Below are 24,281 nucleotides of genomic sequence, written 5' to 3' on the forward strand. Positions count from 1 at the left end.
ACCTGTGGGTGGAACCGCCCCGGGAATGCGCAGCAAGGCCGCCAGCCAGCCGGCGCCCATGCGACGCGCTTCCCCGCGGAAGTCGTCACCACGCACCGAAGCACGTTCGCCCCGGTGTGCCGGCAGGTCTTCGGACTTGCGGACATGGGCCATGAAGCCCGCCTACTGGCACCCGCTTCCCGGTTCGAGCGAACCAGTGCATGAGGGTGCGGTCGTTTCCGCTTACCGCTGCGGGGCAGTTCCGGTTTTGCACCGGATTCCCTATTGAGCCAACCCGGTCACACGTACCGGGCAAGCACCGACCGCCACAACATATCGGCGTCGATGGGTGGCGTCAACCCAACATGTTGGGTGTGCAGTGCGCCGACGCTCGAGTGGCTCCGGGACGACGAGCGCGGCGGCGTGCGCCTACAGCGCGTCCTGATCGAGCTCGCCGGTGCGGATGCGGATGACCTGTTCCAGCGGGCTGACGAAAATCTTGCCGTCGCCGATCTTGCCGGTGCGCGCGGAGTTCTGGATGGCCTCCAGCACGCGGTCGAGCTGATCGTCGGTCACCGCGGCTTCGAGCTTGATCTTGGGCAGGAAATCGACCACGTACTCAGCGCCGCGATACAGCTCGGTATGGCCTTTTTGCCGGCCAAAACCCTTCACCTCGCTCACCGTGATGCCCTGCACGCCGGCTTCGGCCAGCGCTTCGCGCACGTCGTCCAGCTTGAACGGCTTGATGATCGCCACGACGAGTTTCATGGGAGTCTCCAATGGCATCGCGGCGCGACGTGGGCGACTATTCTGCCTTTCCGGTCGCGCGCTGTCGCGCCGCGGCGTTCGTGTAGGCAAATTCCTACAAGCCTCGAAGGAGTCGTCTGATGGTCACCCCCCCTTGCCTTTGCCGATACTTGTTCCCGACGAGTTCGAGGCGCCTTCCATGATGGACAGGCTGGATATCGATCAGATGGCACGGCGCCTAGCATCGTTGGTTCCGCCAGGAGTGGCACAGGCGCAACAGGATTTGCGAGCCAATTTCCACGATGTCCTGGCGCAGGGACTGCGCCGCCTCGACCTGGTCACCCGCGAGGAGTTCGAGGTGCAAACCCAGGTGCTGGCACGCACCCGGGCCAAGGTCGACGAACTCGAACGTCGGGTTGCCGAGCTGGAAGCCGCTGCCGCCGCGCGCGGCGACTAGCCCCTCTCCCGGGAGCCGCCCCCGATCCGTCACCCTCACCCCGAGTACCACGATCGGGGGCGGTTATTTTCCCGGCCTGCCCCTGCCCCTGCTCCGGAGTCGCCGATGCACCAGCGTGACCGCGACTTGCTCCGGATCTGCCGCAGCGTGCAGCCATGAGCCTGGCCGTGACGCTCAGCCGCGCGCAGGAAGGCATCGCCGCGCCGCAGGTGATGGTCGAGGTGCACCTGTCCGGTGGGTTGCCGGCCACCAACATTGTCGGCCTGCCCGAGGCCGCGGTGCGCGAGGCACGCGACCGCGTGCGCGTTGCCATCCAGAACACCGCCTTTGAATACCCCAGCCGCAAGGTCACCGTGAACCTGGCGCCAGCCGAGCTGCCGAAGGACGGCGGCCGCTTCGACCTGCCGATTGCGCTGGGCATCCTCGCCGCCAGCAACCAGGTGCCGCGCGAAAAGCTCGACGACTGCGAATTTCTCGGCGAGCTCGCCTTGAGCGGCACGCTGCGCGGCGTGCCCGGCGTGCTGCCGGCCCTGCTGCGCGCCCGCGCGCGCGGCCGCCGCGTGGTGGTACCGCGTGCCAATTCCGCCGAGGCGGCGCTGGTGCCGGAGGTGAACGTGCTGGTGGCTGATACCCTGGCCGAGGTGTGCGGCTGGCTGCGCGGCGCGCAGGAGTTGCCGCCGCCAACCGCTGCGACGGTCGACGGCAGTCCGTTCGAGGGACCCGACCTGCGCGACGTGCGCGGCCAGCTCAAGGCACGGCGCGCGCTGGAGATCGCCGCGGTCGGCGGCCACCACCTGCTGCTGGTCGGCCCGCCCGGCACCGGCAAGACCATGCTTGCCGAACGCCTGCCCGGCATCCTGCCGCCGCTGTCCGAGACCGAGGCACTGGAAACCTGCGCCGTGCTGTCGATCGCCGGCCAGCCGACCGACCCCACCCGCTGGCGCCGCCGCCCGTTTCGCGCACCTCACCACACCGCTTCGGCAGTGGCGCTGGTCGGCGGCGGATCGCTGCCGCGTCCCGGCGAGATTTCGCTCGCGCACAACGGCGTGCTGTTTCTGGACGAGCTGCCAGAGTTCAGCCGACACGTGCTGGAGGTGCTGCGCGAGCCGCTGGAATCCGGCCACATCGTGGTGTCGCGCGCCGCGCGGCAATGCCTGTTTCCGGCGCAATTCCAGCTGGTGGCGGCGATGAACCCCTGCCCGTGCGGCTACGCCGGCGATCCGCACCGGCACTGCACCTGCACGCCCGACCAGGTGCAGCGCTACCGCTCGCGCATTTCCGGCCCGCTGCTCGACCGCATCGACCTTGCGGTGGAGGTGCCGCCGTTGCCGCTGTCGGAGATGGACGCGGCGCGCAGCGTCCGCGACGAGGATTCCGCCACCGTGCGCGCGCGCGTCATCCACGCGCGCCGGCATGCCTTGATGCGCGCCGGCCGGCCCAATGCCGAGATCAACCACCGCGAGCTGGAGCGCGATTGCGCGCTCGGCCCGGCCGAACGCCGCTGGTACGAACAGGCGCTGGAACGCCTCGGCATGTCGGCGCGCGCCTACCACCGCATCCTGCGAGTCGCGCGCTCGATTGCCGATCTCGACGGCGGCGCGGCGACGCTGGAAAAAGAACACCTGGCCGAAGCGCTGCAATACCGGCGGTATTGAGCGCACGACGTGAGCGGCCACTCCGGTGCACGCGGCGGCGAGGTGGAGCAACCCCGCCGCGTGTCGGGCTGAAGCCCAACCCACATCCCAAACCCGACCCCCATCGACCCGGTCGGGCCTCGATTCCACACGCAACCACAGGATCAAGACCGGACGAGGTCATCCCGCGTCGTCCCGTGGGCCGGATCCGAGCCGGCAGCCGCCGGCGCCGTTGCGCCGGTCGCGCTTTACTCACCCAGCCGCGCGTGTTCCGATACCCGGTCGATGACCGATGGACTCCCCGATGACGATTGATCTTGGCCTGATGCTGGCCGGCATGCTCGCGGTCGGCTTTCTGTGCCAATGGCTGGCGTGGCGGGTGAAATTGCCGGCGATCGTGTTTTTGCTGATTGCCGGCCTGTTGCTGGGCCCGGTCAGCGGCGTGCTCAACCCCGATCAATTGCTTGGAAAGCTGCTGTTTCCGCTGGTATCGCTCGCGGTGGCGCTGATTTTGTTCGAAGGCAGCCTGACGCTGCGTTTCGCCGAGCTGCACGACATCGGCAGCGCCGTGCGCGGACTGGTGAGCTACGGCGCACTCGCTGCGCTTGGGCTGCTGGCCCTCGCCGCGCATGTCATTGCCGAAGTGACCTGGCCGATCGCCCTGCTGTTTGGCGCGCTCACCTGCGTCACCGGCCCCACCGTGATCGTGCCGATGCTGCGCACGTTGCGGCCCAACGCCAAAATCGCCAACACCTTGCGCTGGGAAGGCATCGTGATCGACCCGCTGGGTGCGTTGTTCGCGGTGCTGATCTTCGAGGCCGTGGTTTCCCATCAGGAAGGCCACACGATCGGCGTGTTCCTTGCCACGATCGCCAGCGGAGCCGTTGTCGGCAGCGTTGCCGCGTGGCTGCTCGGCGTCGCGCTGCGGCGCGGGCTGATTCCCGAATACCTGCAAAACTATGGCGTGCTCGCCACTGTGCTGCTGGCGTTCGTCGCCGCCAACACACTCACCCACGAATCCGGCCTGCTGACGGTGACGATCATGGGCATTGCGCTGGGCAACATGCGCAGCGTGCACATCGACGACATTCTCGATTTCAAGGAAAACCTCACCACCCTGCTGGTGTCGCTGCTGTTCGTGCTGCTGGCGGCCCGGCTGCCGTGGCCGCTGCCGGGGCACTTGTTGTGGCAGGGTCTGGCGATCTTCGCGGTCGCGCAGTTGCTGATCCGACCACTGACCGTCGCCATTGCCAGCTTTGGCAGCGCGCTCGATTGGCGCGAGCGCGCGCTGATCGGCTGGGTCGCACCGCGCGGCATCGTCGCCGCCTCGGTGTCGGCACTGTTCGCGCTGCGCCTGCAGGAGCTTGGCGTGCCGGGTGCGGACGCACTGGTGCCGCTGGTGTTCATCATCATCATCGGCACCGTGATCCTGCAGAGCGCCACCGCGCGTCCACTGGCGCGCTGGCTCGGCGTGGCCGAACCGGAGCCACGCGGCGTGCTGATCTACGGCGCCGACACCGTGGCACGCGAAATCGGCAAGGCCCTGCACGAAGCCGGCGTGCGCGTGATGCTGGCCGACGACGATTACGACGGGTTGCGGCGCGCGCGCATGGCTGGGCTGGCCACGTTCTACGGCAGCCCGGCATCCCCGCTTGCGGAACGCCATCTGGATCTTTCCGGCATCGGCCGCCTGCTGGCGATGACCGTGCACCGCGAACGCAACACGCTGGCCTGCGTGCATTACCGCGAAGAATTCGGTCGCGACAAGGTTTATCGCCTGCGCGTGCTGGCACCGGAAGAAAACACCGAGCGCGCCGCCCTCACCAACAAGCTGCTCGCCCCGCCGCTGTTTGCCGACGACATGACGCATGCCCGCCTGATCGACCTGCTGGAGCGCGGTTGGCAGATCAAATCCACCCTCCTCACCGCCAGCTTCGACTGGTCGCAATTCCTCGCCCAGCATGGCGCGGAAAGCCTGCTGCTGTTCAGCGTGGAGGACAAAGGCGTACTGCACGTCGCCTCGGCCAAGCGCAAGCTGGAGCCAAAAGTCGGCTGGACGGCGATTGCGCTGGTGGCGCCGGCCGCGAGTGCGTGAAACCGGGGTCGGCGTCCAGAGCGCCGACCCCGGCGGTGTGCCACGCCCTCACGCCACCGCGAACTGTGCCTCTTCGGTGGAACCGGTCAACGCGGTCACCGACGACTGCCCCTGCTGGATCGCCTGGGTGACGGCGTCGAAATAGCCGGCGCCCACTTCGCGCTGATGCTTGACCGCGGTGAAGCCGCGTTCGGCGGCAGCGAATTCCTTTTGCTGCAGGTCGACGAAGGCACTCATCTGCCGGCGCGCGTAGTCGTGCGCGAGGTCGAACATGCCGTAGTTCAGGCTGTGGAAGCCGGCCAGGGTAATGAACTGGAACTTGTAGCCCATGCGGCCCAGGTCGTTCTGGAAGTTGGCGATGGTGGCGTCGTCCAGGTTCTGCTTCCAGTTGAAGCTGGGCGAGCAGTTGTACGCCAGCAGCTTGCCGGGGAACTGCGCGCGGATCGCCTCGGCGAAGCGGCGGGCGTCGGCCACGTTCGGCTTGCTGGTCTCGCACCAGATGACGTCGGCATACGGCGCGTAGGCCAGCCCGCGGCTGATCGCCTGCTCGATGCCGGCGCGGGTGCGGAAGAAGCCTTCCACCGTGCGCTCGCCGGTGATGAACGGCGTGTCGTTCGGATCGACATCGGAGGTCAGGAGGTTGGCGCCATCCGCATCGGTGCGCGCGACGATCAGGGTCGGCACGCCGCTGACGTCGGCAGCGAGGCGCGAGGCGTTCAACTTGTCGACCGCCTCGCGGGTGGGCACCAGCACCTTGCCGCCCATGTGGCCGCACTTCTTGACGCTGGCGAGCTGATCCTCGAAATGCACGCCGGCGGCGCCGGCTTCGATCATCGCCTTCATCAGCTCGAAGGCATTGAGCACGCCGCCGAAACCGGCCTCCGCGTCGGCCACGATCGGCGCCAGCCATTCGATCGCGTCGTTGCCCTCGGCGTGGTGCAACTGGTCGGCGCGCAAGAGCGCGTTGTTGATGCGCTTGACCACGTGCGGCACCGAGTTGGCCGGGTACAGCGACTGGTCGGGGTACATCTCGCCGGTGATGTTGGCATCGGCCGCGACCTGCCAGCCGGACAGGTAGATGGCCTTGAGCCCGGCCTTCACCTGCTGCATCGCCTGGTTGCCGGTGAGCGCGCCGAGCGCGTTGACGTAGGGCTCGTCATGCAGCAGCCGCCACAGGCGTTCGGCGCCGTGGCGCGCGAGCGAATGCTCGACCGCGACGGTGCCGCGCAGGCGCGCGACGTCGGCGGCGGTGTAGTTGCGGCGGATGCCGTTCCAGCGCGGGTTGTTGGCCCAGTCCAGGGTGATCTGTTCGGCGGTCGGCAGGGTGGTTTTCATGGCGTGGCTCCAATGGATGGCGAGGAAAAACGCGCGCTCAGGCGAGCTGCCCGTAGGCGGGCAAGGTGAGGAAATCGGCCAGCTGGTCGGCGTGCACCAGCTCGCCAATGAGCTTGGCCGCGGCATCGGCTTCCGCCGCGCCGGGGTACTGGCTGGCGCGCAGCCGGTGGGTGTGGGCACCGAGCGCGTGGTCGAACAGCGCAAAGTCGATCGGCGCGCCGTCGTCGAACTCGAGTCCGCCGTGGTGCAGCCACTGCCACAGTTGCGCGCGGGCGATCTCGGCAGTGGCGGCGTCTTCCATCAAGTGATGGATCGGTACGCAGCCGAGGCCGTCCAGCCAGGCGGCGGTGTAGCGCAGGCAGACCTCGACGTTGTTGTCGAAGCCGGCGCGGGTGATGGTGCCGGCGCAGGGCGCGAGGAGCTGCTCGCGGGTGACGCGCACGTCGTCGCGTTCCACGTCACGCTGGTTCGCCTCGGGCATGTATTCGTCGAAGATCGCCTGCGCCACCGGCACCAGCGCCGGGTGCGCCACCCAGGTGCCGTCGTGCCCGGCCTTGACCTCGCGCAGCTTGTCGGCGCGCACCTTGGCCAGCGCGGCGGCGTTCGCGGCCTCGTCGCCCTTGATCGGAATCTGCGCCGCCATGCCGCCCATCGCGAACGCGCCGCGCTGGTGGCAGGTCTGGATCAGCAGCTCCGAGTAGTTCCGGAGGAACGGCACCGTCATCGCCACCTGGCCGCGCTCGGGCAGCAGGCGGTCACCGTGCCGGCGCAGCGTCTTCAGGTAGGAGAACACGTAATCCCAGCGGCCCGCGTTGAGTCCCACGCAGCGCGACTGCAGCGCGTGCAGGATCTCGTGCATCTGGAATGCGGCCGGCAGGGTTTCGATCAGCACCGTCACCTTCATGCTGGCCGGCGGGATGTCGATCGCGGTCTCGGCGTGGGTCATCACGTCGTCCCACAGCGCCGCCTCCTCCATGCTCTCGAGCTTGGGCAGATAGAAATACGGGCCGCGATCACGCCGGTGCAGGGTGCGCGCGGTGTGCCACGCGTACAGCGCGAAGTCGACCAGTGCGCCGGCCACCGGCTCGCCATCGACGCTGAAATGCTTGTCGGTGAGGTGCCAGCCGCGTGGGCGCACCACCAGCACCGCGGGGTTGTCGCCCACCGCGTAGCGCTTGCCCTCGAGCGTGGTGAAGTCGATCTTGCCGGCGACCGCGTCGCGCAGGTTCACCTGGCCGTCGAGCACGTTGGCGAAGGTGGGCGTGGAGGAGTCCTCGAAATCCGCCATGAACACCTTCGCGCCGGAGTTCAGCGCGTTGATTATCATCTTGCGCTCGACCGGCCCGGTGATCTCCACCCGACGGTCGCGCAGCGCCGCAGGAATCGGTCCGACCGTCCATTCGGATTCGCGGATGGCGGCGGTATCGGCGCGGAAATCCGGCAGCTCGCCGGCGTCCCAGCGCGCCTGGCGTTCGCGGCGCGCGGCGAGCAGTTCGCGGCGGCGGGCATCGAAGCGGCGGTGCAGGTCGACAAGCAACGCCAGCGCTTCGGGGGTGAGGATCGCGCGCTGGGCGGCGGTCGGGTTGCCGTGGATTTCAACGGCGCTGGCTTCGATGCGTTCGCGTGGCAAGGCCATGATCGGCTCCGGACTGAAGGACGGCTCGAAGCTAGGCCACGTCAATGTGGTTTGACAAAACAAATGTTTCAATCTTTATTATTGACGCCGCACATATCACTCGTAACTCATTGAGCTTGCTGATGAGGAGGCAACGCGATGCCCGCGAAAATCGTGAAAAACCCGCGTCGCAACGCAGCAAAAAAACGGACACATGGGCAGGGCGAAAGCGGCGAGCTGGCCCGCTACTACTACAAAGGCAACCGCCTGAAGCAGCTGCGCGCGTTTGTCGCCACGGTGAAGCTGGGCACGCTGAGCCGCGCCGCCGAATCGCTGTACCTGTCGCAGCCATCGGTCAGCCTGCAACTACAGGCGCTGGAGCGCGAACTGGGCATGGCGTTGCTGGAACGCCGCCGCCGCCGGGTGAACCTGACCGATGCCGGCGAGGCGCTGTACGAGCTGGCGCGGCCGCTGGTGGAAGGCTGGGAAACGCTGGATCGCGATTTCGAGGCCAAGGTGAAAGGGCTGCAGGCCGGCAAGCTGGTCGTCGCCGCCGGCACCTCCACCATCCAGTACCTGCTGCCGGATCTGGTGCGCCGCTATCGCGAGCGCTACCCCGCGGTGCACCTGCAACTGGCCAACGTCACCGGCAAGGACGGCCTCGCCATGTTGCGCGAGGACAAGGCCGACTTTGCGGTGGGCTCGATGCTCGACGTGCCCAACGACATCGCGTGGGCACCGGTACACCACTACGACCCGATGCTGATCGCGCCGCGCGACCACCCGCTCGCCGCGAAGGAGCCGCTGGAACTGCAGGACCTGTCACCCTACGGCCTGATCCTGCCGCCGCAGCGGCTGTCCACCTATCGCCTGGTCGATCTCGTGTTCCAGCAGAACCAGGTGCCGTACAAGGTGGCGATCGAGGTCGGCGGCTGGGACGTCATCAAGGAGTACGTCGCGCTCGGGCTCGGCGTCTCCATCGTCACCGGCATCTGCATCACCGACGCCGACCGCGCGCGCCTCGCCGTGCGCAACATGTCGCGCTGGTTTCCGCAGCGCAGCTACGGCGTGGTGATGCGCAAGGGCAAGTTCCTCTCCGCCGAAGCACGCGCCTTCATCGACCTGATCCGGCCGGGGCTGCTGACGTATCGCGATTACGACGAGTCGGGGCAGTCGGCGCGCTGAACGCGGCCATCACGCTTCACAACCCGTGATGTTTGCCCTGATACGGCTGGTAAAACGCGCGCAGCCGTTCGGTGTCGGCGGCGAGGTCACCGGTGGTGGGATACAGCGGGCCGAGGTGGATGGTCTTGTCGGGGTAGTGGAAGGCCACCGGAAACACTGGCACGCCGGCGCGATGGGCGATGTACCAGAAACCGCTTTTCCACTTGGGCACATGGCGACGCGTGCCTTCGGGCTCGATGCCGAGCCATAGCTGTTCGTGGTGGCCGAAGCGCTCGATCATCTGCTCCACCACGCCATGGGCAGCGCGGCGCGCAATGGGAATGCCGCCAAGGCCGCGCAGCAAGGCGCCAAGCGGCGGGCGAAACAGCTCCTGCTTGGCCATGAACTTGATATCCGCGCCGATGCCGACCTTCACCACAAGACCCCAAATGCCGTCCCACCACGAGGAATGCGGCGCGGCGATCATCACCAGCCGGGGCACGTCGGGGAACTCGCCGACCAGGCGCCAGCCGGCAAGGCGCAACACGCCGCGACAGACCACACGCCGCCAGTTGTCGGCGAGGTGCGGCATCTGCGCCGGCAATTCTTCGGGTGCCGGGATCGGTCGCATCAATCGAGATCCACCCGCCGCGAGCGGTTTTGCTTGAGCCGGCCCCGTTGCTGCTTGCCGGCGAGACGGCGCTCCTTCGAGGCGCGCGTGGGCTTGGTGGCGACGCGCGTTTCCGGCACCACCTGGGCCGCGCGCAACAGGGCCATCAGACGCTCGCGGGCGTCCTCGCGATTGCGTGCCTGATCGCGAAACCGGCGCGCCTGGATCACCAGGACCCCGGCGTCGGTCAGGCGCCGGTCACGCCGCGCGAGCACCCGCGCACGCAGCGGCTCGGGCAACGACGGCGAAGCGGCCACGTCGAAACGCAACTCCACCGCGCTCTCCGTGCGGTTGACGTGCTGGCCGCCCGGGCCGTCGGCACGCAGGAAATGCTCGACCAGCTCGGATTCGGGAATGGACACGCTGTGGCTGATCGTCAGCATGCCTGGAAGTGTACGAGAAGCCGGGATTCGGGATAGGGGATTCGAGATTCGGCAGAGCGGATCGCGGCGAACGACAAGGCTCCAGCCAACCTGTAAAGGCCGCGGCGCTCGCGCGATGCGACCTTTACGAGTCCCGAATCCCCCATCTCGAATCCCGTAACCCCAATCACGGCATCACCAACCCATTGTTCGCGCGGTCGGCGTCCGGCAGCTTGTGGTCGGGGTCCAGGGTCAGGGTCTTGACCGGCTTGGTGGTGTCCAGCGTGAGCTTGGGCGTGGCGCCGAAGCGCCAGGTTTCGACCGGCACGTGCACGTCGCGCTGGCTGCCGTCGGCGAAGGCGATGCGCAGCGTGGCCGGCATCACCAGTTTCTGCTGGCTGACGAGGTTCACCGTGACGCCCTTGGCGGGGTCGTCGTCCACGTAGCTGGCGCCGGTGATGCCCAGGTCGAGCTGCCAGTTGTGGAGGTACCAGCCGCGCCACCACCACAAGAGGTCCTCACCGGCGGCGCTGTCCATGAAGCGGAAGAAATCGCTCGGCGTCGGATGGTGGTACGCCCAGGTGCGGATGTAGGCGCGGAACGCGGGGTCGAAACGGTCCGGGCCGAGGATCTGTTCGCGCAGCAGCACGAGGCCCAGCGCGCCCTTGAAATAGGTCACCGGGTGGCGGTATTTCTCGCTGATCGAGTCGGCGTGCGCCATCAGCGTGGGCGCGTTCGGGTCGGCCAGGATCGGCAGGATCTCGTCCACCGGGTTGCCGCCCTTGGGCGCGTATTCGCCATCGCGCTTGGGGCCGTATTTGCCGCCTTCGAACGCATCGGAGAAGTACACGTCGATGAAGGTGTTGAAGCCCTCGTCCATGAACGCGTGGCGGCGCTCGTTGGAGCCGACGATCATCGGGAACCAGGTGTGGCCGATTTCGTGCGCGGTGATCCAGAACAGGAACTTGCCGGCGTCCTGGTAGCCGTCGAACACGATGCCGGGGTATTCCATGCCGGCGCCGTGGCCGCCGAGATTCACCGCCACCGGCCACGGGTACGGGTACCACTGCTGCGAGAAGTACTCGACTGCGCCCTTGAGAAACTTGGTGGAGTCATCCCACTTGCCGGTGCCCGCGCCTTCGACCGGGTACACGCTCATCGCGAGCGAATGCTTGCCGCCCGGCAGGTTGATGCGCGCCGCGTCCCACACGAACGCGGGCGAGGCGGCAAACGCGACGTCGCGGGTGTGCTCCATATGGGAGCGCCAGGTGAGCGTGCCGCTGTGCGTCGGCCGCGTGGCCGGATCGTTCACCTCGTCGGGCCTGCGGATGTAGACCGTGGCGTCGCTCTGCGCGGCCTGCGCGAGGCGCTCGCGCTCGGTTTTCGTCAGCACTTCATTCGGGTTCGTCAGCTCGCCCGAACCGGCGACGAGGTAATTCCACGGCACGGTGACCGCGTAGTCGATGGTGCCGTATTCGAGATAGAACTCCTGGCCAAGGTACGGCAGCGTGTCCCAGCCGCGCACGTCGTCGTACACCGCCATGCGCGGGTACCACTGCGCGATCTCGTAGATGTCGCCGTTCTTCGTCGGCGTCACCGCGGTGCGCCCGCCCCAGGTGCCGGGCACGGTGTAGTGGTAGCGGATGGCGAGCTTGAGCTTGCCGCCATGCGCGGCGAGCGGGGTCGGCAGATCGACCCGCATGCGGGCGTCGCTGACGAGGTAATGCACCGGCTTGCCGTCGATTTCCACCGCGTCGAGCTGGTAGCCATCAGTGGATCGCCCGGTTTTTTTCGGCCGCGGCGAGGCGAGCGCGCCGCGCGAATCGCTCTTGTAGATGTTCTGGTCGAGCTGCACCCACAGCTCATTGAGCGCATCCGGGCTGTGGTTGGTGTAGGTGATGGTTTCCGCGCCGGTGAGGCCGTGCGTGGCCGGATCGATCGTGGCGTGGATGGCGTAGTCGGCGCGGTTCTGCCAGAACGCCGGGCCGGGCTTGCCGGCGCCGTCGCGGAACGCGTTGGCCGGGTGCGGCAAACTCAGCGGCGCAAACAGCGCCTGCGCGTCGAACTTGGCGTCCTGCGCAGCAGCCGGCAGCGCGACCAGGGCACACAGGGTCAGCAGCGCGGCGACCACACGGATCGGGCAAAACAGCTTCATGATTTACTTCGCAACGTGAGGGCCCGCCCATTATGGAAAGTGCACGCGGCCGACGGATAGGCCAAAAGTCACCGCCGTCCGTGGGTCGGACTTCAGCCCGACATGTCCTGCGCAGAAGTCGGCCGGCATGAACGCCACCCCGCACCGTCTAAAATGCACACATGCACACTCCCGACCAATCGCAACTCGGCAAGGCCACGGTCTACGCCGACCATTACGACGCCAAGCTGCTGTTTCCGATCCCGCGCGCGCCAAAGCGCGCCGAGCTGGGCATCCGCGGCAAGCTGCCGTTTCACGGCGTGGACGTCTGGAACGCGTATGAACTTTCGTGGCTCGACCTGCACGGCAAGCCGCAGGTGGCGGTGGCGGAGTTCCGGTTTCCGGCGACTACGCCCAACCTGATCGAATCCAAGTCGTTCAAGCTGTATTTGAACGGCTTTGCACAGGAACCACTGGCCAACCGCAAGGCACTGCACGCGCTGCTGCAGCAGGATCTGACCACCGCCGCCGGCGACGTGGTGGACGTGACGTTGCACGACGCGCGCACCGTGGCGCAGACGTTTGCCGACCTTGCCGGCGACTCCATCGACGGCCTCGCGGTGGCGATCGACGACTACGGCCCGCCGCAGCCCGACTACCTGCGCACGGACACCGAGGCCGCCGTGGTGGAGGAAACCCTCACCTCGGACCTCCTGCGCTCCAACTGCCCGGTGACTGGCCAGCCCGACTGGGGCAGCGTGCAGATCCGCTATCGCGGCGCGCCGCTCGACCGCGCCGGGCTCTTGCGCTACCTCGTCTCGTTCCGCACCCACAGCGCGTTTCACGAGCAATGCGTGGAGCGCATCTACACCGACCTCATGGCGCGCTGCGCGCCGGCGATGCTCAGCGTGTACGCGCGCTACACCCGGCGCGGCGGGCTGGACATCAACCCGTTCCGCAGCAGCGAGGCAACCACGCCTGGCAACGTGCGCGGCGCGCGGCAATGAGCACGCGCTGGCTGCTTCCGGCATGCCTCGCCCTGGCGCTCGCCGCCTGCGGCAAGCACGAGGCGCCGCCGCCCAAGCCTGCGCCGGCACCCGCCAAGTCCACGCCGAAACCGGTGCCACCGCCGGTGGCAACACCCGCGGTACCGGCTTTCCGCGTCACCGCCGTCACGCTCGGCACCATGCTCGACGACGCCTACGCGGTCACGCTGCCGACCACGCAGATTCCCGCCACCATCCACACCGTCTACGCCAGCGTCGCCACCACCGGCAGCACCCGCGGCGCCACGCTCGCGGCCAGCTGGCATTACCTCGAAGGCCAGGATCTTGCGGTCAACGAAACCAGCCAGAAGATCACCACCGACGGCCCGGCCACGACCGCGTTCAAGCTGTACAACCCGAACCGCTGGCCTGCCGGCTACTACCGCGTGGACATCTTGCTCAACGGCAAGATCGTGGCGCATCGCGCGTTCGAGGTAATCGAGAAAAAGTAGTCAGCCGCCATCCACCGCACGCCGGCCCAGCGCGGGGTCATCGGTAAAAAACGCGTCGATGCCGGCGGCGAGATGCGCGCGGATTTCTTCAATGCTGCCCGCTTCGTTGCGCTGCGCGTCCGCACCATCGCGCAGTGCCGGCGGCAGAAACGCGTTCTCGGGGCGGAACGTCCACACATGCACTTGCAGCCCGGCAGCGTGCGCATCACGCACCAGATGCGTCGGCGCGCCGAGCTTGCCCTCCGCGGTGAGCGGCAGCACCGCGCGCGTCGAGGGGCCGATCGCATCGGCGTAGCGGGCGATTTCGCGCAACCCTTGCGGCGTGGTCATGGCCGCGTAGTCGAGCGCGCCACCGGCGGCGGCAATGTCATACGGCTGCGCCGGTGGCGCGTCGAGAAGCTGCAGCAGCCGCACGTTCCGCAACCCGCGACGACGGCGCTCGGTGTCGAGATGACGCAGGTTGGCGGTTTCAAAGGACTGGATTTCGACCGGGCCAGCAGCGGGCAGCGCGTTGAGCAACACCTCCTCCATCGCCAAGCCGATGCCGCGGAAATACGTGCCATGCTTGATCTCGGGGATCAGCCCCACCGCCCGTCCGCGCGCCGCGCCTGCGGCCTGCGCCAGCGCGGCGATCTCGTCCCACGTCGGCACCGCGTACAGGCCATCGTGCGCGGTGCCGCGCAGCGCCGGCAGGCGTTCGCGGGCGCGCAGGGTCTTGAGCTCGGCAAGGGTGAAATCCTCGGTGAACCAGCCGGTAACGGCGGCGCCGTCGATCTGCTTCGTCGTGCACCGCGCGGCAAATTCCGCATGCGCGGCGACATCAGTAGTGCCGGAAATCTCGTTCTCGTGGCGCGCCACCAGCACGCCGTCCTTCGTCATCACCAGGTCGGGTTCGATGAAATCCGCGCCGTCGTCGATGGCCCGCGCATACGCGGCCAGCGTGTGCTCCGGCAACCACGCGCTGGCGCCACGGTGCGCAATGACCGCTACCTGTTTTGCCAGCGGCCGCTCCGCCATCGCCATCGCCTCCAGCCCGGAGCCGCCAGCATAGACGCACCCGACTGCGGTTCGTAGGATCGAGGCACCTCGCGCACGATTCCCGCCATGCCGAAAAAGCCTTCCACCAGCGTCAGCCCCGCCGCCCGCCTCAAGGCGCGCCATCGCGTCATCCGCGACGCGCAACCCGAGGCGCTGCGCCTGCGCATCCACCGCGCGCTGAGCTGGCTGGCGCGCGCGGAGCGGGAAACGACCGATCACGACGCACGCTTCATCTTCCTGTGGATTGCGTTCAATGCCGCCTACGCCAGCGAGTTCGGCTTCGAGCAGCGCGAGCGCGAGCAGACGCGCGGTTTCATTGCGCGCTTGCTGCGGCTGGATGGCGAGCACCGGCTGCACGCGGCGCTGTTCGACCAGTTCACCGGGCCGATCCGCACCCTGATCGACAACAAGTTCGTGTTCGAGCCGTTCTGGCGCGCGTTGCGCGAGCACGACGGCAGTGGCGCCTGGGAGGCCTCTTTCGCCAAGGCGAAACGGCTGGCGCTGGATGCGGCGATGGCGAACGACACCGCCACGCTGCTCTCCATCGTGCTCGACCGCCTGTACGTGCTGCGCAACCAGCTGATCCACGGCGGCGCGACCTGGGGCGGCACCACCAACCGCGCGCAGCTCCGGGACGGCACCGCCATTCTCGGCACGCTGGTGCCGCTGGTGATCGAGCTGATGCTGGCGGGCACGGACGACGAGGACTGGGGCGGCGTGGCATTTCCCGTGGTGTGAGCGGTACAGGCACCGCGCCCCATAATGCCCGGCGAGCGGTGACGCAAGGTGCGCCGCGCAGCAACCGGGCCAAGGCGTGCGCAACCTCGAATCCGACAGCAGCATCCCGGCACCGGAAATCTCGGCCGAGCGCATGCCCACCGCGCTGGCACACCGCCCGTGGGTGTTCGCCACCATTTCCTTTGCGCTGATGATGATGGCGATCGACGCCACCATCGTCGCCACCGCGCTGCACACGCTGCAGCACGACCTGCACGCGTCGATCAACTGGGCCGGCTGGACGATCACCGCATATTCGTTCGGCTTTTTGCTGATGCTGCCGGTGACCGGCAAGCTGAGCGAGCAGTACGGACGGCGGCGGGTGTTTCTCGCCTCGGTGACCGCGTTCACCGTGGCCTCGCTGTTGTGCGGGCTGGCCGGCAACATTTACCAGCTGATTGCGCTGCGCGCCGTGCAGGCCGCCGGCGGCGCCGGGTTCACGCCGTCGGCCACCGGCATCGTGGTGGATTACTTCGGCAAGGAGCGCGACCGCGCGGTGAGCCTGTTCGGCAGCATCTTTCCGATCGGTGCGGTGATCGGGCCGATCTTCGGCGGCTTTTTCGTCACCTACTGGAGCTGGCGCGGCATTTTCTTCGTCAACGTGCCGATCGGCATCGCGGTGATCGCGCTGTCGCTGCGGTTCATTCCCAAGGATCGCCCGGAGATCCTGCGCGCGCGCACCCGGCGCGACGTCATCGGCATGGCGCTGCTCGGCGTCGGGTTGGTGGGCGGCATGCTGGCGGTGAGCTATCTGGGCGAACGCCACGCGCAGCTGCAGCTCGCGGCGTTCTTCGTGCCGGGCGCGATCGCGGTGCTGGCGCTGTGGGGTTTCCTGCGCCACATCCGCCGCACGGCCGACCCGTTCATTGCGCCGCACATGATCTACGGCCGCGGCTTCGGCGCGGTCAACGCGATCAACGCGCTGTATGGCGGCGTGCGCTCCGGCGCCATCGTGCTGGTGCCGCTGTACGCCACCGCGCGCTACGGCATCGATGCACTGCGCTCGGGCACGCTGCTGGTGGCGCAGGGCGTGGCGACGTTCGCATTCTCCATCATTGCCGCGCTGCTGATCCGGCGCACCGGTTACCGCCTGCCGATCTACGTCTGCGGCGTCGCGGTGGCGATCGGCATCGTGCTGTTCGCACTGCCGCCACCGGCCGGCATCGCACCCTACACCTGGCTCGCGGCTACCGCGTTTCTCGTTGGTGCCGGCGGCGGTGGACTCAACCCGGCCAGCCGCAACGCCGGGCTGCAGCTGGAACCGGAACACGCCTCCACCCTGGCGGCGCTGCGCACGATGGCGCTGCAGATGGGCACCATCACCACCATTTCGCTCGCCACCGCGTGGCTCACCGGGCGCGCCGACCCGGGCACCGCGCAAGCCTGGGTGTTCGTTGCCGTCGCCGCCGCGCTGGTGGCCGGCCTGCCCCTGGTGGCGCGCATTCCCGATCACCGGGGTGCGTGGTGAACACGGCTTGATGCAGCGCAATCGAACGTCGCGCGCACGGCGGCTATGCTGGGGCCTTCAACCGGAACGTGGAGGGACGCGATGGGCGACGAGACGATCAAGGTGGGCACCATCCGGCGGCTCACTGGCGGGGCGTTCGAAGGCAAGCTCTCCCGCGTGTATGAAGGCCACACCCGCGCCGAAGTGTGGAAATTCCTCACCGTGCCGGCATCGATGGCGCAATGGCTTGCCGCCGGCACGATCGAACTGCGCGTCGGCGGCGCGGTAAACATCGACTTCCACGACAGCGGCGTGGTGATTGCCAGCCAGGTGACCGAACTCGACCCCGAGCGCGTGCTGACCTACTCGTGGAGCCACGGCAAGGACCCGGAGCGCCCGCTGCGCTGGCAGCTCGACGACGACCCGGCCGGCGTCAGGCTCACGCTCACCGTGCACACCCCGGCCAACGAGGACCCCGGCAAGGCCTGCGCCGGTTTCGAGGGCCACCTGGAAATGCTCGGCGCCGCGCTCGAAGGCGTGCCGATCAAGTTTCCCTTCGACGTGTTCCTCGCGGCGCGCACGGCGTATCGCGGCCAGCTCGAATAACGCCTTGATGCCGGTCATGGAGCATCGTGCGGGCGCGCACGATGCTCGAGGCCTCCATCCGGCCAGACCATCATGCTGATCGAATCCATCCGCGCGCTCGCGCAGTTCAGTCCCGACCACTTCACCCCGGTCACGCTTGCGCGCACCGAGCACAGCGACATGAAAGTCGTCGGGCTCGAAGCCGGACAGGCGATTCCGGTGCACCACCCCGGCAGCGACCTCACCATGGTGGTGATCGAAGGCGAGGCCACCCTGGTGGCCGGCGATGAGGAACTTGCGCACGCCGGCCCCGGTGCCGTGCTGCACGCCAAGGCCGGCGAGGCGCGCGGCGTGCATGCGGACACGCGCACCATCCTCGTCATCACCGCCAGCCCGCCGCCCACGCCGGCCGACCACCGCGAGTTGGCCGAGCACTTCGCCAAGGGCACCTGGCGCTGACCCGCCACGACAATGCGGGCGCACAATGGCCGGCATCGTCACGCGAGGAAACACTCCATGGACGCCACCACTCCCAGCAAACTGCTGGCCGTGCAGCACCAGCACATCGACCAGGGCGTTGCCGGCATCGTCGGCGGCAACGATGACACCGCTGCGCTGGCGGCTTCGCTCAAGCTGCTGCGCCAGCACCTGCACCTGGAGGAAACCGCGCTGTTCCCGCCGCTCGAAGCCGACGGCCTCACCCTGCCGGTATTCGTGATGAAACGCGAGCACGGACAGATGTGGCCGCTGATCGCGCGCCTCGAAGCGGCATGCGCGAACGGCGCCACCGCGGAAAGCCTGCGCGCGGATTGCGCCACGCTGCTGCAGCTCCTCGGCATGCACAATCCCAAGGAAGAGCAGATCGTCTACACCGCCGCGGACCGCTACGAACCCGCGCACCCAGGTACCCCGCTGGTCGCGGCCATGGCGAAGGCCAAAATGCCGGAAGGCTGGCGCTGCGCGATGGCGCCACGGGGGTAACCCCTGCTCATTTGCCGCCCGCCTCCGGCGGCGGTCCACCCGGCCGACGATGGAGGAACCGCGCAAAACGCGGCAAGCCGTTCCTGGTGTGGCCATTGAAACGGTAGGTCACCCACGCGCCAACGGGCGGCGGCACCGCGCGGTCGGCATCGGAAAAGCCAGAGCCAATGGCGAACCGGCGCCCGTCCGGCGTGCGCACTTCCAACGCGCCCATACGCCCCGCCAGCCGCCCCTTGCCCGGCCGGATCGCCACCACGCGCGCTTCCGCGTCCGCATACGGTTTCAGCTTGAACAGGCCCGCGTTGCGACCCGCCCGGTACGCTGCATCGCCACGATGCAGTACCAGCCCTTCGCCACCGCGCGCCACCACGCGCCCAAGCTCGGCGTCGAGCTGCGCCGCATCGGCCACGCGGAACTGGCGCACGGCAAGCACCCACGGCGCCCCGATCGCGGCCACCACCGCGCGGATCGCCGGCACCCGCGCATCGAAACGGCCGCCATGCGCCGGCAGATCGAACACCCGATAACTGATCTCGCGCCATGCGGGATCGTCCGCCGCCGCGCCGCGCACGATGGCCGACGCCCGCTCGAACCGCCCATAACCCGCCCACAGCTCGCCATCCAGCGGCGTCCGCGGCCAGCCGCGCGTGAACCAAGCCGGCACGCGCACCACCGTGCCCTCGCGCGTACGCAGGCGTTCACCGTCCCAGTAACCGCGCACGCCGTCGTACTTCTCGCTGACCCAGTAAGCCGGCAAATCCAGCCCACTGCGATACACATCCACCAATTCCACCGGCGGCCGCGCATTGCCGGCGACGACTGGCGCCAAGCCGCTCCATGCCAGCATGCCCAGCACCAGCCACCGCATCATTCCGCGCATGCCCGCCGCCCTGCTGAGGAGAGCATCAAATGCTCGAATCGCGTGATGCCAAGCGCCAGCAGTCCAGCACCAGATCACCCGTCATCCACGCCGCATCGCGGCGTAGGGCCACCCTCACTTCTTCGACACGAACCGGTTGTCGCGGAGGTAGAAGCGCAGGGGTTTGTTGGCCCATTCGCCGGCGTAGTCCACGCCCACGCGCGCGCGGGTGACAATGGCGATGCGGTGGCGGTGCGGGGGCTCGGCGAGGTAGAGGGTGTTGGCGCACAGGTCGCGGCCGTAATCGGCGAGGTCGATGGCCATCGCCTTGCACAGGCGGGCGGGGCCATTGGTGGGGCCGGCGAGGTTGGCGACCGGTTCGAGCGCGCGCAGCAGCACCGCGGTGCCGACGCCCTGGGGTTCGGTGACCACGTTCATGCAGTGGTGCATGCCGTAGACAAAGTACACGTAGGCATGGCCGGGCGGGCCGAACATGGCGCGGGTGCGCGGGGTTTCGCCGCGGGCGGTGTGGGCGGCCAGGTCGCCGGGGCCGAGGTAGGCCTCGGTTTCGACGATGCGGCCGATGCGGGCGACGCCGCCCACCACGTGCACCAGGTACTTGCCCAGGAGCGCGCGTGCCACCACCTTGGTCTTGCGGGCGTAGAAATCGCGCGGCAACTTGCACAGCGCGCGCGGGTCGAGTGTTTCGGAAGGAGCGATCACGGGGCACCATCGTAGTGCGCGGCTGGCGCTGCGCGGTGATTTACGTGATCCTGAGGGCCAGCGGCAAACCGGCGTTTTCAACATGTATCGAGTGAGCTTCATCAATCAGGGCAAGGTGTACGAGGTTTACGTGAAACACGTGAGCCAGCCGGATCTGTACGGCTTCGTGGCGCTGGAGGATTTCGTGTTCGATACCGGCTCCTCGATCCTGATCGACCCGGTGCAGAAGGCGTTGCAGGCGGAGTTCGAGGGCGTGAAGCGCTCCTACGTACCGATGCACGCAGTGATCCGCATCGACGACGTCGAGCAGGCCGGCACGGCGAAGGTGAAGCCGGGTACCGAAGGCGGCAGCGTGGTGACGCCGTTTCCGCTGTACGGCGGGCCGAAGTCGCGCCCGTCGGATTAGGAGCGCCGCGCCACCGCGAGGAAAATCGGGTATTCGTGCATGCTGCCGTCGTCGGCCGCGCGCTGCACCGTGTGTGCAGTGGTGAACTGCGGCTCGGCAAAGCCGGCGTCGCGCAACCAGGTGGCGAAGGTGGCGCGGTCGAAGCCGTGGTGGGCAACACCCTTGGCTGCGCCGTGGAAGCTGCCGTCTTCGGTGTCGAGATCAGCCAGCGCGACGCGGCCGTTCGGCGCCAGGTGGTCGAACAGCACGCCGAGCAGCGCCGGCACGTCGGCCACGTGGCGCAGCACCATTGACGCGTAGATGAGGTCGTACCGGTTGGCAGGCATGGCCTGCGGCACGTTGCCGGTGATGACGTCGACGTTTTCCAGGTGCTTGGCGGCGCACTTGGCGCGCAGCACGTTGAGCATGCCGGCAGAGGCATCCAGCGCCGTTACGCGCGCCAGGTGGCGCGCCATGATGAGCGTGACCAGCCCGGTGCCGGCACCGAACTCGAGCGCGGTTTCAGTGCCGGCCGGGGCGAGCGCGTTGCGCATCGCGCGGGCGACTTTCTGCGCCATGAAAACCCGCTGCGGATCGTTGTCCCACTCGTTGGCGAGCGCGTCGAAGCGCTCCACGTTGGCATCGGGGTTCATACCGTCTCCTGCTCGCCGCGCCGGGTGCCGCGCAGGCGTTTGCGGGCGCCACAGCGTGGGCATTTCCACACCGGCAGGCGCAGCGGCCGTGCGCCACGGCCGCGCACGGGTGCGGGTGCGACCGTGTCGGCGACGGTGCCGTCGATGGCGGGCTTCGGGTCATTCATGGGCATGGGGTGCACCCCGTGGCGGCAGGCCGCAATGGGTCAAGAAGTAACCGGTTTGACGGCGATTGTCGCTGACCCCGGTCAGCCGGTACCGCCGGCGTGTGCGAAACTTTGCCCACTGTATCGGCGGCGTTGCAAGACCAGGGGGAGCCGCGTTCATGCCAGCCAAGCCACCACCTGCACCGCCCCCGGTACCAGGGGAAGCGCCCTATCGCCTGCTGCTGGATGAAGTGGGCGCTTTTGTCTACACCACGGATCGGCGCGGCCGCTACACCTACGCCAACCGGCTGGTGCTCGACCTGCTCGGCCCGGGGTTGCAGCTGGAAGACGTGGTGGGCAAGGCGTTTACCGATTTTGTGGACATTGGCGAGACCACGGAAATACGCGCCACCGATCGCCGGGTGCTGGACAACGGCGAGACGATCTGCTGCGAAGAGTCCAACTTCATCCACGCCACCGGCGAACTGCGCACATACTGGTCGACCAAGAAGCCGCTGCGCGACCGCGCCGGCGCCATCATCGGCATGCTCGGCATCTCGCACGACATCACGGCAAACAAACGGCTCGAAGACGCGGTGCGCCAGCAAAAAACGCTGCTCGACACGGTGCTGGAAAACGTCGATGCGCTGGTCTACATGAAGGATGGCCAGCGCCGGTTCGTGTACGCCAACCAGCACCTGGCCGACGCGCTTGGCCTGCCGCTGGCGGCGGTGGTCGGCCGCCTCGACACCGAGGTGTTGCCGCGCGCGGCGGCCGACGCGTTCTGGGCCAAGGACCAGCACATCCTCGCCACCGGCGAGCGTTCGACCAGCGAAGAGGCCTTGCCGGACGCCTCCGGCCAACTGCGCCATTACTGGAGCGTCGCGGTGCGCGGCATTGGCCCGGACGGTGCACCGGCGGTGATCGGCCTGAGCACCGACATCACCGAGCTGCATACGCTGAAGGAGGCACTGCAGCAGCAGGCGCGCAGCGACGGCCTCACCGAGCTGGCCAACCGCCGCTGGTTTTTCGAGCAGGCAGAACAGGTGTTTGCGCATAGCCGGCGCGAGCGCCAGTCGCTCAGCGTGATCGCGCTCGATCTCGACCATTTCAAGGATATCAACGACACCTGGGGCCACCCGGCCGGCGATCGCGTGTTGCAAGCCTTTGCGCGCCGCTGCCTGGCAGAGTTGCGCTCGGGCGATATCTTTGCGCGCACCGGCGGGGAAGAGTTCGGCATTCTGCTGCCGGCGACCGGACTGGATGCCGCCCGGGAGCTGGCCGAACGCCTGCGGCGCCTGCATGCCCACGGCGATGCACCGGGCGGGCCGGCGCTGGTCAGCGTCAGCCTTGGCGTGACCAGCATGTTGGAGACCGACGCCAGTTTTGACGCCTTGTATTCGCGCGCCGACCGCGCGCTGTATCACGCCAAGGGCGAGGGTCGCGACCGCGTGGCGGTGCTGTAGCGCGGGTGCTGGAGACACCGGCTGCGGCCGTGGCGCTGCGGCCATCCTGCACGCCGGTTTCGGCCCACGGCGGCACGGCAGACTGGGAAGCCGCCGCGCAAACCGCCACAAAACGGTGCTACCGCGGCCGCTCGACCACCACCGTCCGGGCTTGCGGGCACACGATCGGCACGCGCGATGCTTGCGTTGGTGCACTGCCGCACAAAACATCGACCGCGTCCACATGCTGGCGGCACAAAAAGCCGTAAAAAAGCCGGTTTCGCCTGACTTCCCGCACCTCGCTGCCGTTTGTTGCTCCGCAAATTGACAGCGGTGTCAACGACTCGCAAGCTGAATATGACGGGAAACCAAGGGGAAGCAATGAGCGCGGCAGGCAACCATCCTGCGTCTCGACCGACGGCGGCGGCGACGCCGTTTCTGGCCACCGACATCGGCGGCACGCATGCCCGCGTGGCGTTGCTGCGGGCGGCGCCCGGCACGGCGCTGGGAGTGGAAACACTGGCCTACGAGGTGCTGGCTTGCGCGGATTTCCGCGGGCTGGGTGAACTCTTGCAGCGCTTCGTGCAAACCGCTGCGACCACGCCGGTGAAGCACTGTGTGCTGGCTTGCGCTGGCCAGGTGGTGGGTGACGAAGTGTTGAACGACAACGCCGCGTGGCCGATCCGCCTGAGCGCGGTGCGCCAGGCGCTGGCGTTGGACGAGCTTGCGGTACTGAACGATTTCGAGGCGCTGGGGCACGCGATCGGCGGACGCCGGATCGACGCCGCGCGCCTGCTGTGCGGGCCGGATACGCAAACTACCGGCCCGGTGCTGGTGATCGGCCCGGGCACCGGGTTGGGCGCCGCGGCCTGCCTCCCGGTTGCCGATGGCTACCGCGTGCTCACCACCGAGGCCGGGCAGATGGATTTCGCGCCGCAGTCGTTGCGCGAGCGCGCGGTGCTGGCGCAACTGGCGCCCGACGGCGGTTACCTTCCGTGGGAACGGGTGCTGTCCGGCCCTGGCTTGCTCGCCACCTACCGCGCGCTGTGCGCCAGCGACGGGCGCTCGCCGCAACTGACCACGCCAGAGGCGGTAACGGCGGCCGCGACCCGCCGCACCGACGTCCATGCAGTACAAGCCGTGGACGTGTTTTGCGCGGCGCTGGGCAGCTTCAGCGGCAACCTCGCGATGACCTTCATGGCCTTCGGCGGCATCTACCTCGCCGGCGGCTTTTTGCACTTGATGTTCGATCTGCTCCAGCCCAGCGCGTTTGCCGAGCGTTTCCTGCACGCACGCAGCGTGCGCCCCCTGCTTGAGCGGATGCCGGTGCGGGTGGTTTCGCACGGCCACCTCGGCGTACTCGGCGCAGCGCGCTGGTACCTGCGCCAATGCGCGCTGCGACCCGGCGCCCAACCCATGACCCCGGCTACCGGAGCGCCAGCGTGAACGCGCCGCGTAGCCACCGCCCGGGCCCGACCACTGCGGCACGCAAGCCGTGGCCGCCCCCGTCGCGTTTACCGCCCCCTTTGCACGCACCCAAACCCGGCCAGTC

At 68.1% G+C, this 24,281-nt stretch carries 25 protein-coding genes and 1 riboswitch; of the genes, 14 read left to right on the top strand and 11 right to left on the bottom strand.

The genetic code is table 11. The features are described 5' to 3' along the window. Nucleotides 1-104 precede the first annotated feature (104 nt). Nucleotides 105-318: riboswitch (cobalamin riboswitch) on the bottom strand. Between the two features lie 90 nt (nucleotides 319-408). After that, on the bottom strand, nucleotides 409-747 hold the full coding sequence (locus tag AC3WP6_RS15120) for a P-II family nitrogen regulator (RefSeq protein WP_492628438.1): 339 nt from the start codon (nucleotides 745-747) through the stop codon (nucleotides 409-411). Nucleotides 748-925: 178 nt separating this feature from the next. Here AC3WP6_RS15120 and ubiK point away from each other — a divergent pair, with 178 nt between their 5' ends. The 3 genes from ubiK (at nucleotide 926) to AC3WP6_RS15135 (ending at nucleotide 4,912) form a co-directional block, all read left to right on the top strand. Continuing rightward, nucleotides 926-1,183 carry a ubiquinone biosynthesis accessory factor UbiK gene (gene ubiK, locus AC3WP6_RS15125; RefSeq protein WP_492628439.1) on the top strand — a complete coding sequence of 86 codons (258 nt, stop codon included), beginning with the start codon at nucleotides 926-928 and terminating at the stop codon, nucleotides 1,181-1,183. A 155-nt stretch (nucleotides 1,184-1,338) separates the two neighbouring features. Beyond that, nucleotides 1,339-2,838: a YifB family Mg chelatase-like AAA ATPase gene (locus tag AC3WP6_RS15130; RefSeq protein WP_492628440.1), complete on the top strand. Its 1,500-nt coding sequence runs from the start codon at nucleotides 1,339-1,341 to the stop codon at nucleotides 2,836-2,838. Between the two features lie 283 nt (nucleotides 2,839-3,121). Continuing rightward, on the top strand, nucleotides 3,122-4,912 hold the full coding sequence (locus AC3WP6_RS15135) for a cation:proton antiporter (RefSeq protein ID WP_492628441.1): 1,791 nt from the start codon (nucleotides 3,122-3,124) through the stop codon (nucleotides 4,910-4,912). Between the two features lie 48 nt (nucleotides 4,913-4,960). On the opposite strand, the gene aceA is transcribed toward AC3WP6_RS15135, so the two are convergent. Then, nucleotides 4,961-6,247, bottom strand: coding sequence for an isocitrate lyase (gene aceA / locus AC3WP6_RS15140; protein WP_492628442.1), 1,287 nt, complete (start codon nucleotides 6,245-6,247; stop codon nucleotides 4,961-4,963). 37 nt (nucleotides 6,248-6,284) lie between these two features. After that, on the bottom strand, nucleotides 6,285-7,883 hold the full coding sequence (aceB, locus tag AC3WP6_RS15145) for a malate synthase A (protein WP_492628443.1): 1,599 nt from the start codon (nucleotides 7,881-7,883) through the stop codon (nucleotides 6,285-6,287). Between the two features lie 138 nt (nucleotides 7,884-8,021). Here aceB and AC3WP6_RS15150 point away from each other — a divergent pair, with 138 nt between their 5' ends. Next, complete coding sequence (locus AC3WP6_RS15150; RefSeq protein ID WP_492628444.1) at nucleotides 8,022-9,047, top strand: LysR family transcriptional regulator; 1,026 nt, start codon at nucleotides 8,022-8,024, stop codon at nucleotides 9,045-9,047. 16 nt (nucleotides 9,048-9,063) lie between these two features. Here AC3WP6_RS15150 and AC3WP6_RS15155 read toward each other — a convergent pair whose 3' ends face one another. The 3 genes from AC3WP6_RS15155 to AC3WP6_RS15165 all read right to left on the bottom strand — a co-directional run bounded on the left by AC3WP6_RS15155 (nucleotide 9,064) and on the right by AC3WP6_RS15165 (nucleotide 12,213). Beyond that, entirely contained in the window at nucleotides 9,064-9,657 is a 594-nt protein-coding gene (locus tag AC3WP6_RS15155) for a 1-acyl-sn-glycerol-3-phosphate acyltransferase (protein WP_492628445.1), read from the bottom strand. Continuing rightward, nucleotides 9,657-10,079 carry an alternative ribosome rescue aminoacyl-tRNA hydrolase ArfB gene (gene arfB / locus AC3WP6_RS15160; RefSeq protein ID WP_492628446.1) on the bottom strand — a complete coding sequence of 141 codons (423 nt, stop codon included), beginning with the start codon at nucleotides 10,077-10,079 and terminating at the stop codon, nucleotides 9,657-9,659. Before arfB ends, AC3WP6_RS15155 begins: the two co-directional genes overlap by 1 nt. 166 nt (nucleotides 10,080-10,245) lie before the next feature. After that, the gene (locus AC3WP6_RS15165; RefSeq protein WP_492628447.1) at nucleotides 10,246-12,213 is read right to left on the bottom strand and encodes a M1 family metallopeptidase; all 1,968 of its coding nucleotides are present in this window, start codon (nucleotides 12,211-12,213) and stop codon (nucleotides 10,246-10,248) included. A 161-nt stretch (nucleotides 12,214-12,374) separates the two neighbouring features. Between AC3WP6_RS15165 and queF the strand changes: the two genes are divergently transcribed. Both queF and AC3WP6_RS15175 read left to right on the top strand, forming a co-directional pair. Continuing rightward, nucleotides 12,375-13,199, top strand: coding sequence for an NADPH-dependent 7-cyano-7-deazaguanine reductase QueF (queF, locus tag AC3WP6_RS15170; protein WP_492628448.1), 825 nt, complete (start codon nucleotides 12,375-12,377; stop codon nucleotides 13,197-13,199). Continuing rightward, nucleotides 13,196-13,690 carry a hypothetical protein gene (locus AC3WP6_RS15175; protein WP_492628449.1) on the top strand — a complete coding sequence of 165 codons (495 nt, stop codon included), beginning with the start codon at nucleotides 13,196-13,198 and terminating at the stop codon, nucleotides 13,688-13,690. The genes queF and AC3WP6_RS15175 overlap by 4 nt, the downstream gene beginning before the upstream one ends. On the opposite strand, the gene AC3WP6_RS15180 is transcribed toward AC3WP6_RS15175, so the two are convergent. Next, nucleotides 13,691-14,713, bottom strand: a complete 1,023-nt coding sequence (locus AC3WP6_RS15180; RefSeq protein ID WP_492628450.1) for a glycerophosphodiester phosphodiesterase family protein — start codon at nucleotides 14,711-14,713, stop codon at nucleotides 13,691-13,693. Between the two features lie 81 nt (nucleotides 14,714-14,794). On the opposite strand from AC3WP6_RS15180, the gene AC3WP6_RS15185 reads away from it, so the two are divergent. The 5 genes from AC3WP6_RS15185 (at nucleotide 14,795) to AC3WP6_RS15205 (ending at nucleotide 18,518) form a co-directional block, all read left to right on the top strand. Beyond that, nucleotides 14,795-15,466 carry a hypothetical protein gene (locus tag AC3WP6_RS15185; protein WP_492628451.1) on the top strand — a complete coding sequence of 224 codons (672 nt, stop codon included), beginning with the start codon at nucleotides 14,795-14,797 and terminating at the stop codon, nucleotides 15,464-15,466. Between the two features lie 76 nt (nucleotides 15,467-15,542). Next, entirely contained in the window at nucleotides 15,543-16,973 is a 1,431-nt protein-coding gene (locus AC3WP6_RS15190; RefSeq protein WP_492628452.1) for an MFS transporter, read from the top strand. A gap of 81 nt (nucleotides 16,974-17,054) precedes the next feature. Continuing rightward, nucleotides 17,055-17,558 carry an SRPBCC family protein gene (locus tag AC3WP6_RS15195; RefSeq protein ID WP_492628453.1) on the top strand — a complete coding sequence of 168 codons (504 nt, stop codon included), beginning with the start codon at nucleotides 17,055-17,057 and terminating at the stop codon, nucleotides 17,556-17,558. Between the two features lie 72 nt (nucleotides 17,559-17,630). Next, entirely contained in the window at nucleotides 17,631-17,996 is a 366-nt protein-coding gene (locus AC3WP6_RS15200; RefSeq protein ID WP_492628454.1) for a cupin domain-containing protein, read from the top strand. A gap of 57 nt (nucleotides 17,997-18,053) precedes the next feature. Next, the gene (locus AC3WP6_RS15205; RefSeq protein WP_492628455.1) at nucleotides 18,054-18,518 is read left to right on the top strand and encodes a hemerythrin domain-containing protein; all 465 of its coding nucleotides are present in this window, start codon (nucleotides 18,054-18,056) and stop codon (nucleotides 18,516-18,518) included. Between the two features lie 7 nt (nucleotides 18,519-18,525). On the opposite strand, the gene AC3WP6_RS15210 is transcribed toward AC3WP6_RS15205, so the two are convergent. Next, nucleotides 18,526-19,398, bottom strand: a complete 873-nt coding sequence (locus AC3WP6_RS15210; protein ID WP_492628456.1) for a DNA ligase — start codon at nucleotides 19,396-19,398, stop codon at nucleotides 18,526-18,528. Between the two features lie 114 nt (nucleotides 19,399-19,512). Beyond that, complete coding sequence (locus AC3WP6_RS15215; RefSeq protein ID WP_492628717.1) at nucleotides 19,513-20,055, bottom strand: DNA-3-methyladenine glycosylase; 543 nt, start codon at nucleotides 20,053-20,055, stop codon at nucleotides 19,513-19,515. A gap of 127 nt (nucleotides 20,056-20,182) precedes the next feature. Here AC3WP6_RS15215 and AC3WP6_RS15220 point away from each other — a divergent pair, with 127 nt between their 5' ends. Then, nucleotides 20,183-20,506, top strand: coding sequence for a DUF1820 family protein (locus AC3WP6_RS15220; protein ID WP_492628457.1), 324 nt, complete (start codon nucleotides 20,183-20,185; stop codon nucleotides 20,504-20,506). Here AC3WP6_RS15220 and AC3WP6_RS15225 read toward each other — a convergent pair. Together AC3WP6_RS15225 and AC3WP6_RS15230 are read right to left on the bottom strand one after the other, a co-directional pair. After that, nucleotides 20,503-21,138 (bottom strand): class I SAM-dependent DNA methyltransferase, encoded by a 636-nt coding sequence (locus tag AC3WP6_RS15225; RefSeq protein WP_492628458.1) that lies wholly within the window; start codon nucleotides 21,136-21,138, stop codon nucleotides 20,503-20,505. The genes AC3WP6_RS15220 and AC3WP6_RS15225 overlap by 4 nt on opposite strands. Beyond that, nucleotides 21,135-21,305 carry a hypothetical protein gene (locus AC3WP6_RS15230; RefSeq protein WP_492628459.1) on the bottom strand — a complete coding sequence of 57 codons (171 nt, stop codon included), beginning with the start codon at nucleotides 21,303-21,305 and terminating at the stop codon, nucleotides 21,135-21,137. Before AC3WP6_RS15230 ends, AC3WP6_RS15225 begins: the two co-directional genes overlap by 4 nt. Nucleotides 21,306-21,463: 158 nt before the next feature. Between AC3WP6_RS15230 and AC3WP6_RS15235 the strand changes: the two genes are divergently transcribed. Next, a complete protein-coding gene (locus AC3WP6_RS15235) occupies nucleotides 21,464-22,750 on the top strand; it encodes a sensor domain-containing diguanylate cyclase (RefSeq protein ID WP_492628460.1) in 1,287 nt (428 codons plus the stop codon). 360 nt (nucleotides 22,751-23,110) lie between these two features. After that, the gene (locus tag AC3WP6_RS15240) at nucleotides 23,111-24,175 is read left to right on the top strand and encodes a glucokinase (RefSeq protein ID WP_492628461.1); all 1,065 of its coding nucleotides are present in this window, start codon (nucleotides 23,111-23,113) and stop codon (nucleotides 24,173-24,175) included. Nucleotides 24,176-24,281 lie beyond the last annotated feature (106 nt).

Source organism: Rhodanobacter sp. FW106-HT46G03 (assembly GCF_058789895.1).

What these genes read in the sequence shown, in the direction of transcription:
- AC3WP6_RS15230 (WP_492628459.1), bottom strand. Translation starts at nt 21,305, where the DNA reads ATGAATGACCCGAAGCCCGCCATCGACGGCACCGTCGCCGACACGGTC.
- ubiK (WP_492628439.1), top strand. Translation starts at nt 926, where the DNA reads ATGATGGACAGGCTGGATATCGATCAGATGGCACGGCGCCTAGCATCG.
- AC3WP6_RS15130 (WP_492628440.1), top strand. Translation starts at nt 1,339, where the DNA reads ATGAGCCTGGCCGTGACGCTCAGCCGCGCGCAGGAAGGCATCGCCGCG.
- AC3WP6_RS15235 (WP_492628460.1), top strand. Translation starts at nt 21,464, where the DNA reads ATGCCAGCCAAGCCACCACCTGCACCGCCCCCGGTACCAGGGGAAGCG.
- AC3WP6_RS15175 (WP_492628449.1), top strand. Translation starts at nt 13,196, where the DNA reads ATGAGCACGCGCTGGCTGCTTCCGGCATGCCTCGCCCTGGCGCTCGCC.
- AC3WP6_RS15210 (WP_492628456.1), bottom strand. Translation starts at nt 19,398, where the DNA reads ATGCGCGGAATGATGCGGTGGCTGGTGCTGGGCATGCTGGCATGGAGC.
- AC3WP6_RS15135 (WP_492628441.1), top strand. Translation starts at nt 3,122, where the DNA reads ATGACGATTGATCTTGGCCTGATGCTGGCCGGCATGCTCGCGGTCGGC.
- AC3WP6_RS15155 (WP_492628445.1), bottom strand. Translation starts at nt 9,657, where the DNA reads ATGCGACCGATCCCGGCACCCGAAGAATTGCCGGCGCAGATGCCGCAC.
- AC3WP6_RS15225 (WP_492628458.1), bottom strand. Translation starts at nt 21,138, where the DNA reads ATGAACCCCGATGCCAACGTGGAGCGCTTCGACGCGCTCGCCAACGAG.
- AC3WP6_RS15205 (WP_492628455.1), top strand. Translation starts at nt 18,054, where the DNA reads ATGGACGCCACCACTCCCAGCAAACTGCTGGCCGTGCAGCACCAGCAC.
- AC3WP6_RS15200 (WP_492628454.1), top strand. Translation starts at nt 17,631, where the DNA reads ATGCTGATCGAATCCATCCGCGCGCTCGCGCAGTTCAGTCCCGACCAC.
- AC3WP6_RS15195 (WP_492628453.1), top strand. Translation starts at nt 17,055, where the DNA reads ATGGGCGACGAGACGATCAAGGTGGGCACCATCCGGCGGCTCACTGGC.
- AC3WP6_RS15150 (WP_492628444.1), top strand. Translation starts at nt 8,022, where the DNA reads ATGCCCGCGAAAATCGTGAAAAACCCGCGTCGCAACGCAGCAAAAAAA.
- AC3WP6_RS15240 (WP_492628461.1), top strand. Translation starts at nt 23,111, where the DNA reads ATGAGCGCGGCAGGCAACCATCCTGCGTCTCGACCGACGGCGGCGGCG.
- arfB (WP_492628446.1), bottom strand. Translation starts at nt 10,079, where the DNA reads ATGCTGACGATCAGCCACAGCGTGTCCATTCCCGAATCCGAGCTGGTC.
- AC3WP6_RS15180 (WP_492628450.1), bottom strand. Translation starts at nt 14,713, where the DNA reads ATGGCGATGGCGGAGCGGCCGCTGGCAAAACAGGTAGCGGTCATTGCG.
- aceA (WP_492628442.1), bottom strand. Translation starts at nt 6,247, where the DNA reads ATGAAAACCACCCTGCCGACCGCCGAACAGATCACCCTGGACTGGGCC.
- AC3WP6_RS15220 (WP_492628457.1), top strand. Translation starts at nt 20,183, where the DNA reads ATGTATCGAGTGAGCTTCATCAATCAGGGCAAGGTGTACGAGGTTTAC.
- aceB (WP_492628443.1), bottom strand. Translation starts at nt 7,883, where the DNA reads ATGGCCTTGCCACGCGAACGCATCGAAGCCAGCGCCGTTGAAATCCAC.
- queF (WP_492628448.1), top strand. Translation starts at nt 12,375, where the DNA reads ATGCACACTCCCGACCAATCGCAACTCGGCAAGGCCACGGTCTACGCC.
- AC3WP6_RS15165 (WP_492628447.1), bottom strand. Translation starts at nt 12,213, where the DNA reads ATGAAGCTGTTTTGCCCGATCCGTGTGGTCGCCGCGCTGCTGACCCTG.
- AC3WP6_RS15185 (WP_492628451.1), top strand. Translation starts at nt 14,795, where the DNA reads ATGCCGAAAAAGCCTTCCACCAGCGTCAGCCCCGCCGCCCGCCTCAAG.
- AC3WP6_RS15120 (WP_492628438.1), bottom strand. Translation starts at nt 747, where the DNA reads ATGAAACTCGTCGTGGCGATCATCAAGCCGTTCAAGCTGGACGACGTG.